13 protein-coding genes are annotated in these 12,672 nt (G+C 63.7%); 9 read left to right on the top strand and 4 right to left on the bottom strand.

The genetic code is table 11. From position 1 onward, the window contains the following. Positions 1-6: 6 nt before the first annotated feature. Positions 7-798, bottom strand: a complete 792-nt coding sequence (locus tag QM659_RS16295; protein WP_303484032.1) for a hypothetical protein — start codon at positions 796-798, stop codon at positions 7-9. 187 nt (positions 799-985) lie between these two features. Between QM659_RS16295 and QM659_RS16300 the strand changes: the two genes are divergently transcribed. Further along, a complete protein-coding gene (locus tag QM659_RS16300) occupies positions 986-1,507 on the top strand; it encodes a sigma-70 family RNA polymerase sigma factor (protein ID WP_415189233.1) in 522 nt (173 codons plus the stop codon). Between the two features lie 132 nt (positions 1,508-1,639). Here QM659_RS16300 and QM659_RS16305 read toward each other — a convergent pair whose 3' ends face one another. Both QM659_RS16305 and QM659_RS16310 read right to left on the bottom strand, forming a co-directional pair. Beyond that, positions 1,640-2,110, bottom strand: a complete 471-nt coding sequence (locus QM659_RS16305; RefSeq protein ID WP_127077109.1) for a MaoC family dehydratase — start codon at positions 2,108-2,110, stop codon at positions 1,640-1,642. 155 nt (positions 2,111-2,265) lie between these two features. Next, positions 2,266-3,219 carry an L-threonylcarbamoyladenylate synthase gene (locus QM659_RS16310; RefSeq protein WP_415189234.1) on the bottom strand — a complete coding sequence of 318 codons (954 nt, stop codon included), beginning with the start codon at positions 3,217-3,219 and terminating at the stop codon, positions 2,266-2,268. Positions 3,220-3,352: 133 nt separating this feature from the next. Here QM659_RS16310 and QM659_RS16315 point away from each other — a divergent pair, with 133 nt between their 5' ends. The 6 genes from QM659_RS16315 (at position 3,353) to dxs (ending at position 10,296) form a co-directional block, all read left to right on the top strand. Next, positions 3,353-5,143, top strand: a complete 1,791-nt coding sequence (locus tag QM659_RS16315) for an acyl-CoA dehydrogenase (RefSeq protein ID WP_415189235.1) — start codon at positions 3,353-3,355, stop codon at positions 5,141-5,143. A 4-nt stretch (positions 5,144-5,147) separates the two neighbouring features. Next, positions 5,148-5,897 carry a crotonase/enoyl-CoA hydratase family protein gene (locus QM659_RS16320; protein ID WP_415189236.1) on the top strand — a complete coding sequence of 250 codons (750 nt, stop codon included), beginning with the start codon at positions 5,148-5,150 and terminating at the stop codon, positions 5,895-5,897. Between the two features lie 88 nt (positions 5,898-5,985). Then, on the top strand, positions 5,986-6,864 hold the full coding sequence (locus QM659_RS16325) for an SDR family oxidoreductase (RefSeq protein ID WP_415189237.1): 879 nt from the start codon (positions 5,986-5,988) through the stop codon (positions 6,862-6,864). A 10-nt stretch (positions 6,865-6,874) separates the two neighbouring features. Then, complete coding sequence (locus QM659_RS16330; RefSeq protein ID WP_127077104.1) at positions 6,875-7,810, top strand: histone deacetylase family protein; 936 nt, start codon at positions 6,875-6,877, stop codon at positions 7,808-7,810. 9 nt (positions 7,811-7,819) lie between these two features. After that, the gene (locus QM659_RS16335) at positions 7,820-8,107 is read left to right on the top strand and encodes an exodeoxyribonuclease VII small subunit (protein ID WP_303484043.1); all 288 of its coding nucleotides are present in this window, start codon (positions 7,820-7,822) and stop codon (positions 8,105-8,107) included. A 257-nt stretch (positions 8,108-8,364) separates the two neighbouring features. Continuing rightward, on the top strand, positions 8,365-10,296 hold the full coding sequence (gene dxs / locus QM659_RS16340) for a 1-deoxy-D-xylulose-5-phosphate synthase (protein ID WP_415189238.1): 1,932 nt from the start codon (positions 8,365-8,367) through the stop codon (positions 10,294-10,296). 101 nt (positions 10,297-10,397) lie between these two features. On the opposite strand, the gene QM659_RS16345 is transcribed toward dxs, so the two are convergent. Further along, positions 10,398-11,060, bottom strand: a complete 663-nt coding sequence (locus QM659_RS16345) for an SOUL family heme-binding protein (RefSeq protein ID WP_415189239.1) — start codon at positions 11,058-11,060, stop codon at positions 10,398-10,400. A 138-nt stretch (positions 11,061-11,198) separates the two neighbouring features. Here QM659_RS16345 and QM659_RS16350 point away from each other — a divergent pair, with 138 nt between their 5' ends. Together QM659_RS16350 and QM659_RS16355 are read left to right on the top strand one after the other, a co-directional pair. Further along, the gene (locus QM659_RS16350) at positions 11,199-11,630 is read left to right on the top strand and encodes a secondary thiamine-phosphate synthase enzyme YjbQ (RefSeq protein WP_127077100.1); all 432 of its coding nucleotides are present in this window, start codon (positions 11,199-11,201) and stop codon (positions 11,628-11,630) included. Continuing rightward, the coding region (locus QM659_RS16355) for a RuBisCO large subunit C-terminal-like domain-containing protein (protein ID WP_415189240.1) at positions 11,627-12,672 on the top strand (1,046 nt) is incomplete at its 3' end. The genes QM659_RS16350 and QM659_RS16355, both read left to right, overlap by 4 nt.

Consider the following 12,672-nt stretch of genomic DNA (forward strand, 5'->3'; position numbering starts at 1 on the left):
GCTCGATCAGTGCTTGATCGTATGCGCCAGCGCTTCGTCGGGCTTGATCGCGATGAGCCGTTGCATGGCCTTGATCTTGCGGTCGGCGAAGAGGACATTCGGAATGTCGATCTCCTCCTTGCGCGCGCCCGTCGTGATCAGGAGCAGGTCCGCCGATCCAAGTCCGAGGATCTTGTGGCGGAAGAAGTCGTCGCTCCGCTGTTCGAACAGCATGCCGCGGGTGTCGAAGCTTTGCTCGCCACCGCCGATCACGCGCTCCGTGGTGAGCTGACCGGGACGGACGCGCCAGAACACGAGCTTGTCGAACATCAGGAAACGCGCCAGCCATATGGCGAGAAGCAGCGTCGAGAAAATGAAATAGAAACCGAAATTCATGAAGACCGTGAGCTGCGGAATGAATGAGAAGATCCGGTCCCACCACCCAAGCCATCCCAACAGCACCGTGATGAACGCGCCCGACAATATGAACACCACGGAATAGATGCCGCGCAGCTTGACGTTCGTCAGCATCATGACCAGCGCGAGGATCACCATGAAGGTCAGGCCGAGCCCGGTGTTGGGGTGAATGTAGATCTCGGTGCCGTTTGCAAGCGCAACCTTTTCTCCTCCGAGATAGGTGATCGCCGCAGCGATGTATCCGCTGAGCCAGATCGGCCACCAATAGAATATGGTCGACCGGCTATAGATGCGAAGCTCAGGCAAGGCTTCAGGATCCGGCAATTTCGTAGTGTCCAGCTCCCGAGGCGGCTGAACGTCTCCGCCGTCGGCGTCTTTGCCCTCCAATATGACATTGGTCATGATTCAGTCTCCCAGTAACGCCGGAGCGGATTCTGCACCCTTTAACTCGCTGTTCAGCTGTTTGTGAGTTGCAACACGACGCGATAGATGATCGTTCCGGTAGTACCGGTGACGGCAAAGCCGGTGCCTTACTTTCTTAACACTCGGCACCTATATCTGTTGAAGGTCGAAGAAACGCTTGTTCCCGATGCCCGAAAATCGCGACGCTACCGCAGAGACCATCGCAGCGATGAAGGCAGAGATCCCGCGCCTGCGCCGTTTTGCGCGCTACATGACGCGCGACGCCGACTATTCGGACGATCTTGTTCAGGAGTGTCTCGCCCGCGCCATCGCCAACATCGGTTCGTGGGAGCCGGGGACGAATTTGCGCGCCTGGCTCTTTGTCATTCTGAAAAACGCATTTCGAAACGACAAGCGGCGCGCTCAGCACGATATCGCCTATCGCAACGGGCTTGAGAGGGATACGCCGCTTTACTGCGCTCCCCAGCAGCATAACCTCCTCGTCCTGTCCGAAGTGCAAAACGCGGTTCTCCAACTCTCCGAGGATCATCGCGAGGTTCTGATGCTCATCGCCGTGGAAGGGCTGCGCTACGAGGAAGCGGCGTCGGTGCTGAATATCTCCGTCGGAACCGTGAAATCGCGATTGTCGCGCGCCCGGACGGCGTTGCGCGCAGCCATCGACATTCCGGTGAGCGAGCACCAGGACTAGGGAAGATCTTCGCCTTATCGTGGATTGTGCCGTGGTCCGGTTCCGACATCTGCATCCGTTTGCAGCACGCTTGCAGCCAAGACTCAGATGTCGCTCCACCAGCGCTCGGCCAAGCCGCTGAGATTCAGCCTGTCATTTTCTGTCTTCCGGCGCGTGGCCTCGTTTGAAGGCCAGATTTTTCGTCGTCAGAACCTGTACGGCTTCGCCTTTCTGATTTGTCGTCTCCATGCGAAAGGTGATTATGGCCTGGTTCGGCTTCGAGGCCGAGGGCGTGATGTCGATTACCTCGCAGGCAACGGACAGTTCATCCCCGGGGCGGACCGGTCTCGTCCAGGACACCTCCGCGCCGAAGCCGACCCAGCCGCCCGCCATCGTGGGGCCGTGCTCCACGAGCAGGCGCATGGTGAGCCCCAGCGTATGCCATCCGCTGGCGGCAAGCCCTTTGAAAATGGTGTGCTTCGCCGCTTCCGGGTCCGTATGAAAGGGCTGCGGATCGAATTCCTTCGCGAAGGCAATGATCGCCTCCTCGCTCACCCGGATCGGCCCGGCGGCGAACCGCCTTCCGATGTGAAAGTCTTCCAGATAAAGCAGAGTCTCTGCCATCGATATTTCCTCCCGCCCCTCGTCAGCTCAGGAAAATAAGCCGCCGTTTCGCGCACGACAATTGGCGGGATGGATGACGCGCCCGCCTGTGTCCAAAGCGCGGAACCGGGGCGCCGACGAACCAGGACTGGCCGCGCCGATGAGGGGCGGGCGGTTCAGCCGCCCGCGCCCTTGGGCGCTGCGGCGCGCCGAAGACGGTCGTTGATCGCCTCTCCGAGCCCGGTTTCGGGGATCGGCATGACGGCGATGCGGCCGGGATTTGCCGCGTCGAGCGCGCGAAGGCACGCGAAGAGGTTCGCCGCCGCTTCGCGAAGGTCGCCCGCGCGGCTGAGATTGAGCGCGCCCTCCGGCGCGGCGGGGCCGAACGCCAGCAGCGCTTCGCCCGGTCGAGATTCAGCCGCGTTGAGGCGCACGCTCGCATTCGGCGCGTAGTGGCTTGCGAGCTGCCCCGGCGCGGTGACGCCGTCCCCTTCGTGCCGGTCCGCGAGCGGCGCGCCGAGCGCGGCCTCGACATCCTCCCGCGCGACGGCGCCGGGGCGCAGCAAGGTCGGGCGCGGCTCTAGCGCGACAATGGTCGATTCGAGCCCGGCGTCCGCCGCGCCGCCGTCGAGTATCATGTCGACGCGCCCGTCGAGGTCTTCGGCGACATGAGCCGCGCGCGTGGGGCTGATGCGCCCGGAAATATTGGCGCTCGGCGCGGCGACCGGCACGCCCGCCGCTTCGAGAAGGGCGCGCGCCACCCGATGGCGCGGCACGCGGATCGCCACTGTGTCGAGGCCGGCTGTCACGAGATCGCTCAAACGATGCCCCGCATCGCGCTTCAACGGCAGCACAAGGGTCAGCGGCCCCGGCCAGAACCGCGCCGCCAGCAAGGCGGCCTCGGCGTCGAACACCGCGAAGCGCCGCGCCGCATCCGCGTCCGGGACGTGCACGATCAGCGGATTGAAGCGCGGGCGCCCCTTCGCCTCGAAGATGCGCGCGACCGCCACGCCGTTCGTTGCATCCGCGCCGAGGCCGTAAACCGTCTCGGTCGGGAAGGCGACGAGCCCGCCTGAGCGCAGGATCCGTGCGGCCTTTTCGATCGCCGTTCTGTCGGCGTTCTCGATCATCAGTGTTACCTTCTTTGGGAGCAAATCTGTTTAATGAGAGTGCTTTTCCGATTAAGGTATTCATCTTGCACCCCATGGAAAACAGCAAAAACGAATGGGCGTGCGGACCCCGACTTTCCAGCCTGGAGGCTCCATGACCTATCGCGTCCCCGTCGCGGACATCGCGTTCACGCTCGACCACATCGCCGGGTTTTCCCGGCTGATCGATCATGCGCTTTTTGAAGACCTCGACTGGGACACGGCGCGAGCCATCCTCGAAGAAGCGGCGCGGTTCGCGAACGAGGAACTGGCACCGATCAACCGCGCGGGCGACACACAGGGCGCGCGGCTCGTGGATGGCCGGGTGGTGATGCCCGAAGGCTTCGCGGACGCCTACGCGAAGTGGGTGGAGGCCGGCTGGGGCAGCTTCAACGCGCCGAAAGAGCACGGAGGTCAGGGACTTCCCGTCTCACTCGGCATGGCGGTCGCGGAGATGTGGCACGGCGCCAACATGGCGTTCGGCCTCAATCCGCTGCTCACGCAGGCGGGCGTTCACGCGCTCATTGCGCACGGCGCGCCCGCGCTTCAGACGCAATACCTGCCGAAGCTCATCTCCGGCGAATGGACCGGTTCCATGCAGCTTACGGAGCCGCAGGCGGGATCCGACCTGCGCTTTCTGAAGACACGCGCCGTGCCGGCGGGCGACGGCACCTACAAGCTCACCGGCACGAAGATCTTCATCACCTACGGCGAGCATCCGATGACGGATAATATCATCCATCTCGTGCTCGCGCGCCTGCCGGATGCGCCTTTCGGCACCAAGGGCATTTCGCTTTTCGTCGTGCCGAAATTCATCCCGAACGCAGACGGGTCGCCCGGCGAGCGAAACGATGTCGTCGCCGCGAAACTCGAACACAAGCTCGGCATTCACGGCAGCCCCACCTGCGTCATGAACTTCGGCGACCGGGGCGGCGCCACTGGCTGGCTCGTCGGCGAGCCGAATGGCGGCCTGAAGGCCATGTTCACCATGATGAACGAGGCGCGGCTCGGTGTCGGCATCCAAGGCGTCGGCATCGGCGAGCGCGCGTTCCAGCAGGCGCTCGATTATGCGCGCGACCGCAGGCAGGGCGCTGCCGAGGGCGGCGCGGCGGATCAGTCCGTCGCCATCATCGATCATCCCGATGTTGCGCGCATGCTGCTCAACATGAAGGCGAAAACCTCCGCAGCCCGCGCCATCGCCTACGCGACCTCGGTCGCCATCGACATCAGCCACCGCGCGGCGGACGCGACCGCCAGGAAACGCGCGGCGAACGAAGCCGCGCTGCTGACCCCGATCGCGAAAGCGGTCTCTACGGATTTCGGCGTCGAAACGGCATCCGAAGGCATTCAGGTCCATGGCGGCATGGGCTTCATCGAGGAGACGGGCGCGGCGCAGCATTATCGCGACGCCCGCATCGCGCCGATCTACGAAGGCACGAACGGCATTCAGGCCATCGACCTCGTCACGCGCAAGCTGCCGCTCGCGGGCGGCGAGACCTTCCGCGACTTCCTCGCGGGGCTCAAAGAGACGGCACGCGGGATTACCGCCTCGAACGAGAGCGCGCTCGGCCACACAGGCGAATGTCTTTGGGAAAGCCTCTCCGCGCTCGAAGAAACAGGCGCATGGCTTTCGCGCCAACTTGCAGAGAACCGCGCCGCCGCGCTCGCGGGCGCGACGCCGTTCCAGCGCCTGTTCGGCTTCGCGGCGGGCGGTGCTCTGCTCGCCAAAGGCGCGCTCGTGGCGACACTCGGCGCCGAAAGCCACGGACGCAACGCCGAGGCCGTCGTCCTCGAAGCGCGGCACTTCGCCGAAAGTCTGATGGGCGAAACAGGTGGATTGAAACATGCTGTCATCCACGCACATGAAACGGTAGCGCGCGGCGGCGCAGTGCTTGGGGAGCGCTAGGCCGATGTCAGAGCATGTGACTGTCGCACGCGACGGGCCGGTCCAGATCGTTCGCTTCAATCGCCCGGAAAAGAAGAACGCGCTCACGGCGGCGATGTATGCCGCGCTCGGCGATGCGCTCAAATCGGCGCGGGAAGACGCAGATGTCGGCGCGACGCTCGTGCTCGGCCACCCGGGCATCTTCTGTGCCGGCAATGACATGGCCGACTTCCTTGCCGCGAGTCAGGGCGGCGGCATGCTGGCAGCCTACGCGCTGATCGAGGCGCTCGCGGAACACGACAAACCGCTGCTCGCGGCCGTCGATGGCCCGGCTATCGGCATCGGCACGACATTGATGTTCCATTGCGATCTCGTTTTCGCGAGCGCGCGCGCGACGTTCCACACACCGTTCACCGACCTCGGGCTTCTGCCGGAGGCTGGATCGAGCCTGCTCGGTCCTCGCACCATGGGACACGCGCGCGCTTTCGAACTCCTCGTTGCGGGCGTGCCGTTCAACGCGGAGCGGGCCAGGGAAGCGGGCCTCGTCAATCATGTCGTCGCAGCGGAAGAACTCGAAGCCGCCGCACGCGCATCCGCCGAGGCAATCGCGCGGAAGCCCCGCGAAGCCGTGCGTATCGCGAAACGGCTGCTTCGCGGCGACCCCGCGCCGCTCAAGACACGCATGGGGGAGGAAGGCGCACTTTTTCTGGAGCGCGTCAGATCGGATGAGGCGAGGGAGGCGTTCCTGGCGTTTTTGCAGAAGAGCGCGCGGTGAATGAAGCATTCGCCCGCCCGTTGCAAAGAGCGCGGCAGGTGGTGAAATATCCATCATGATACAAGAACGATAAACACAGGCACACGTCATGGGAACGCTCACGAAGAAGACCCTCTTCATCACCGGCGGCAGCCGCGGCATCGGGCTCGCGATTGCGCTTCGCGCTGCGAAGGACGGCGCGAATATCGTCATCGCAGCCAAGACTTCCGATCCGCATCCGAAGCTCCCCGGCACGATCTTCACCGCCGCCGCCGAAATCGAGCATGCGGGCGGCAAGGCCCTGCCGATCCAGTGCGATATCCGGCATGAAGATCAGGTTCAGGCCGCCATCGATCAGGCCGCCAAGCACTTCGGCGGCATCGACGTCGTCATCAACAACGCGAGCGCCATCAGTCTGACGCCGACCGAGCAGACGGACATGAAGCGCTACGACCTCATGCACCAGATCAACGGGCGCGGGACGTTTCTCGTCTCGAAGACCGCGATTCCCTATCTGAAAAAGGCCGAAAACCCGCACATTCTCATGCTGTCACCGCCGCTCGACCTGAACCCGCGCTGGTTCGGCGGGCACGTGGCCTACACTGTCGCCAAATACAACATGAGCCTTTACGTGCTGGGACTTGCCGAGGAACTGAAACGCGAGGGGATCGCCGTCAACGCGCTGTGGCCCAGAACAACCATCGCCACCGCCGCCGTAGCCAATCTCCTCGGCGGGGACAGGCTCATCCGCGCGAGCCGCAAGGCAGACATCCTTGCCGACGCCGCGTATCTCATCCTGACGAAGCCATCGCGCGAGTTCACCGGAAATTTCTGCATCGATGACACTCTGCTGTGGGAGAACGGCAAGCGAGAATTCGATCATTATCGCATCGACCCGAGCGAAGACCTTGCGCCGGACTTCTTTATACCCGAAGACAGCGTGCCGCCTGTCTCGCTGAAGGCGCTGGTCGGCAAGAACCCCGGTTGACCCGAAGGCCATGTCCACTCTTCTCGTCACGCATAGCTCTTTCCTCCAACACGACACGGGGGAGTGGCACCCGGAGCGAGCCGATCGCATCCGTTCCATCGAGCGGGCGCTTTCGCACCCCTCGTTTCAGGATCTGTTGACGGTCGAAGCTCCGCTTGCCACGCCCGAGCAGATCGTGCGCTGCCACCCGCGCGCGTATTTCGACTTCCTCGAAACGCACCAGCCGAAGACGGAACTCGTGCCGCTCGACGACGGCGACACGATGCTTTCGCCGGGAAGCTGGGAGGCAGCGCTTCGCTCGGCGGGGGCGGCTGTCTATGCCGTGGATGAGGTGATGCAGAAGCGCGCCACGAACGCATTCTGTCTCGCGCGGCCGCCCGGTCATCACGCCGAGATCGCGAAGGCCATGGGCTTCTGCCTTTTCAATAACGCGGCTGTGGCGGCCTTCCACGCGAAGGCCGTGCACGGCGCGGAGCGGGTCGCGGTGGTCGACTTCGACGTTCATCATGGCAACGGCACACAGGCGATCTTCTGGAAACACGCCGACATGTTCTATGCCTCGACGCACCAGATGCCGCTTTTTCCCGGTACGGGCGGCATCACCGAGCGCGGGGAAGCGGAAAACATCTGCAATGCGCCGCTTCGCGCCGGTGACGGAAGCGACGAATTCCGCGAAGCGTTCGAGTCCGTCGTGTTGCCTTCGTTGAGCCGGTTCTCTCCCGACCTCGTCATCATTTCGGCGGGTTTCGATGCCCATCGCTCCGATCCCCTGGGAAACCTGAACCTTACCGAAGCCGATTACGCCTGGGTGACACGTAAACTTGTGGACGTGGCGCGGGAACGGTGCGGCGGACGGGTCGTTTCGGTTCTCGAAGGGGGATACGATCTTTCCGCGCTCGGCCAATCTGCCGCGGCGCATGTCAAGATACTGCTGGAATCGTTTTGAGGAATGGCAATGCCAGGTGAACCGGCTTCGGCTCAGACGGAAGCAACCCGCCCCGCCTTTGCAGACATCAAGGCCATGAGCTTCGAGGCTGCCTTGAAGGAACTCGAACAGATCGTGACCCGTCTTGAGCGGGGCGATGTGGAACTGGAGCAATCGATCGACATCTATGAACGCGGCGAGGCGCTGCGCGCGCATTGCGACCAGCTCCTGAGGCGCGCCGAGATGAAGGTGGAGCGCATCACGCTTGGCGCCCAGGGGCAGCCAACGGGCACAGTGCCTTTGGATTCCGAGGTTTAATGCCGCAGAGGCATCATGCTGGCATGAAAACAGCTTTTCGTTATGCTTCGTGGCGGCCGGTAAATTTTTCGCATGAGCGGCGCGATTTTAAACAAAAAAGCAAAATAAGTCCCGGCATATTGAATGCGCAATTCTGTTGCCGTGTTGCATCGGAGCAATTATGACGCCAGCTTCCATAATTGCGACGAAAAATTGCGTGGCTTTGTGGCCCAAACGGCATACGTTACCGGGCCAAGGACTCTGAAGGAAGTGTTTAAGTGACAATCAGCAACCGTACCCCGCTCCTTGACAAGATCAAGTTTCCGCAGGACCTTCGTCAACTAGATGCCGATCAACTCCAGCAGGTCGCGGATGAACTCCGCACCGAACTGATCGATGCTGTTTCGGTGACGGGTGGGCATCTGGGCGCTGGACTTGGCGTTGTCGAGCTCACGGTTGCGATTCATTATCTCTTCGATACGCCGCACGACCGCCTCATCTGGGACGTCGGACACCAGGCTTATCCGCACAAGATCCTGACGGGCCGCCGCGACCGTATCCGCACGCTTCGCCAGCCGGGGGGGCTGTCGGGCTTCACCAAGCGCTCGGAAAGCGAATACGATCCCTTTGGCGCCGGCCATTCGTCCACCTCCATCTCGGCCGGTCTCGGCATGGCCGTCGCGAGCGATCTGAAAGGCGAGGATGGCGGTCGCAACGTCATCGCCGTCATCGGAGACGGCTCCATGAGCGCGGGCATGGCCTACGAAGCCATGAACAACGCGGGCGCGATGGACGCGCGGCTCATCATCATTCTGAACGACAACGACATGTCGATTGCGCCGCCGGTGGGCGCGCTCTCAAACTATCTCGCGCGGATGCACTCGTCCGAAACCTTCCTCAAGGTGCGAGACATCGCCAAGAACATGGCTCAGCGCCTGCCCAAGATCTGGGAGCGCCGTGCGGCCCGCGCGGAGGAATTCACGCGCCACCTGTTTACGGGCGGTTCGTTGTTCGAGGAGCTTGGCATCTATTACGTCGGCCCGATCGACGGCCACGACCTCGACATCCTGCTGCCCGTGCTGCGCAATGTGCGCGATTCCGCGCACAAGGGCCCCGTGCTGATTCATTGCGTGACGCAGAAGGGCAAGGGTTACGAGCCGGCCGAGAAGGCGCCGGACAAGTACCACGGCGTGACGAAGTTCAACGTCATCACGGGCGCTCAGGACAAGGTCAAGGCGAGTGCGCCAAGCTACACGAAGGTTTTTGCCGAGAGCCTGATCGAAGAAGCCCGCAAGGACGACAGCATCGTGGCCATCTCCGCGGCCATGCCGTCGGGCACGGGCCTCGACCTTTTCGAGAAGGAATTTCCCGAGCGCACCTTCGACGTCGGCATCGCCGAGCAGCATGCGGTTACGTTCGCTGCGGGCATGGCGACCGAAGGGCTGAAGCCGTTCTGCGCGATCTACTCGACCTTCCTGCAGCGCGGTTACGACCAGCTCATTCACGACGTTTCCGTGCAGCACCTGCCGGTGCGCTTCGCGCTGGACCGCGCGGGCCTCGTCGGTGCCGATGGCGCGACGCACGCGGGCACGTTCGACCTCGCTTTCCTATGCTGTCTGCCCGACTTCGTGGTCATGGCGCCGTCGGACGAGGCGGAACTGAAGCACATGGTCACGACCTCGGTCGCCATCAACGACCGGCCGAGCGCGATCCGTTATCCGCGCGGCGAAGGCTATGGCGTCGAGATGCCGGCGCAAGGCTCGGTGCTGCCGCTCGGCAAGGGACGCGTCGTGCGAGAAGGATCGACGGTTGCGATCCTCTCTCTCGGCACGCGCCTGCATGAAAGCCTGAAGGCGGCGGACAGGCTCGCCGCGATGGGTCTCTCGACCACGGTTGCGGATGCGCGCTTCGCGAAGCCGCTCGATCTCGATCTCATCCGCCAGCTTGCGCGCCATCACGAGGTTCTCATCACCGTGGAGGAAGGCTCGTGTGGCGGGTTCGGCTCGCAGGTGCTCGAATTCCTCGCCCGCGACGGTCTGCTCGATCATGGCCTCAAGGTGCGTCCCCTGACGCTCCCCGACAGGTATATCGACCACGGCAAGCCGGAAGCGATGTACGAGGCGGCGGGGCTGAATGCCAGCGGCATCGTGGGCGCGGTAGTGGCGGCGCTCGGCACGTCGTCGGCGATCATCGTGGACGAGCGGGCTTAAGGCTGCGCGGGTGTTCGCCCATCACATCGCAATCATCTAAATGAGGGCCGGGCAGAACCGGCCCTTTCCGTGTCCACGTTTGCGCTTGGCTTCCCGGCGTTCTAACCCGTCGCGCCGTTCGCAAGCTCGAACATCACCTCGTTGCGGCGCATGAAGGGCAGCGTCCACGGCGGATTGTAAAACGCCAGCACCGGCTCGCCCCTGATCGCAAGGCCATGCGTCTCGGCATAGCGGCGAAGTTCGTCGGTCTTCTCCCGGATGGCGTCGTCGCCCGCGAAGCCGGAAAAGCGGATCGCGAGAAAACGTCGCGGCGGGATCGGCTCCAGCCGGACGCGCGGATCGGACGGCGCGGGCAGCGTTTCCATCGTCCAGGCCTTCGGCATGATGAAGCGGACCGTCCAGCTCTCCCGCCCGTCCCCGTCGCGCGCGCTTCCGCCCTGCTGGGTGACCGGTGCTGTCATGGCGATCTTCTGCTTCTGCTGCTCCACCGGCGCGGTCATCTCGATCTTCGCTTTCGGCTGGTTGGCGCCGAAAATGTAAGCCGCGATCAGCCGGAAACCTTCGTTTATGGCCTCCCGGCGCGGACCCCTCACCTCCGCCTCAGCCGCAATCAACGGCCCGTAGGCGCGAACTTCAACCGCGCCATCCTGCTTCTCGATGCGAAAGTCCGGCTGCTCCACACGGCTCAGGGCGGGACCGGCGACGACGGCCGCGACTGCCGCCGCACCCAGACCCAACGCCGCCAACACGATCACTCGATGCATGATACCCTCTCTTGCGGCTTTGCCATCCCGCACGGAGAATCCCGGACACCCCGATGTGTTCCGTGCCGCTTCCCCTGGCGCGTTGCTTCGCGCGAGCGCGCGGGCTAACATTCGCGCGCACCCGTCCCGCGAGGCTTCATGACAATCCTGACGCACCGGATCGAACTCGCCACGATCGAGCCGATCGAGTTCATCGACATCACCGACGAGATCCGCAAATGGGTCGCTTCCATCGGCGCGAAGAATGGCCTCGTCTCGATCACGTCGCTGCACACGACCGCACGCGTGAACGTGAACGAGAGCGAGCCTCAGCTTCAGCTTGACATGATCACGTTCCTCAAGCGGTTCGTGGCGCGCGACGGCAACTACCGTCACAATGATGTCGCCATCGACGGCCGCGATAACGCGCATTCTCATCTGCTCGGCCTGTTCATGACGGAGACGGAGACGGTGCCGGTGGCAGATGGCGCGCTCGTCTTCGGTCAGTGGCAAGCCATTTTCTTCGTCGAACTCGACGGTCCGCGCGAGAAGCGCACCATTCATCTGCAATTCATGGGAGAGACGGCGTGACGCCGGACGACATTCAGGGCTTTTACGCCCGTCGAGGCGAGCTTGACGCGGAAGCCTATATCGAACTCGACTTTACCTTCGAATGCGCGGGCGATCCGCGCGAGGCGGCAGCGCATCTCTGCTCCGAGCAATCGACGGCGCAATGGCGGCGCGTCGGGGTGGACGAGGATTTCCGCCCGCGCTTTGCCGCGAAGGTGCTGGAGCTTGACGCGACGCCTCGCCCCGGCGGCTTTTCCATTCAGATCGGACACGCGCCCAAGGGCGAGGTCTACGCCTGCCGCGCCACCATTGCGCACCCGCACGGCAATTTCGGCCCGAAGATCCCGAATCTCATCTCCGCCGTGCTCGGCGAGGGCGTATTCTTCTCGCCCGGCATCCCGTTGATCCGGCTCGAAGACATCCGCTTTCCGGCGAGCTACCTCGCGGACTTTCAGGGCCCGCAATTCGGCATCGCCGGTCTTCGCGAGCAATTGCAGGCCTTCGACCGGCCCATCTTCTTCGGTGTCATCAAGCCGAACATCGGACTGCCGCCGGAGCCGTTCGCGGAACTCGCCTATCAGGCGTGGCTCGGCGGCCTCGACATCGCCAAGGACGACGAGATGCTGGCGGATGTCGACTGGTGTCCGCTGGCCGACCGCGCCGCGCTGCTGGGCGCCGCGCGCGAGCGGGCCGAGCGCGAGACCGGCGTGCCGAAGATGTATCTCGCCAACATCACCGACGAGGTGGACCGGCTGGTGGAACTTCACGACCTCGCCGTCGCACGCGGGGCGAACACGCTGCTCGTGAACGCGCTGCCGGTCGGCCTTTCCGGCGTGCGGATGCTGCGCAAGCACGCGCGCGTGCCGCTGATTGCCCATTTCCCGTTCATCGCAGCCTTCGCGCGCCTGCCGCAATACGGCGTGCACAGCCGCGTGTTCACACGATTGCAGCGGCTCGCGGGCTTCGACGTGGTGATCATGCCGGGTTTCGGCGCGCGCATGATGATGCCTGAAAGCGAGGTGCTCGACTGCGTGCGCGCCTGCCTCGAACCGATGGGTGCGAT

The sequence above is a fragment of the Rhodomicrobium sp. genome, assembly GCF_047605405.1.
Lineage (GTDB): Bacteria > Pseudomonadota > Alphaproteobacteria > Rhizobiales > Rhodomicrobiaceae > Rhodomicrobium > Rhodomicrobium lacus.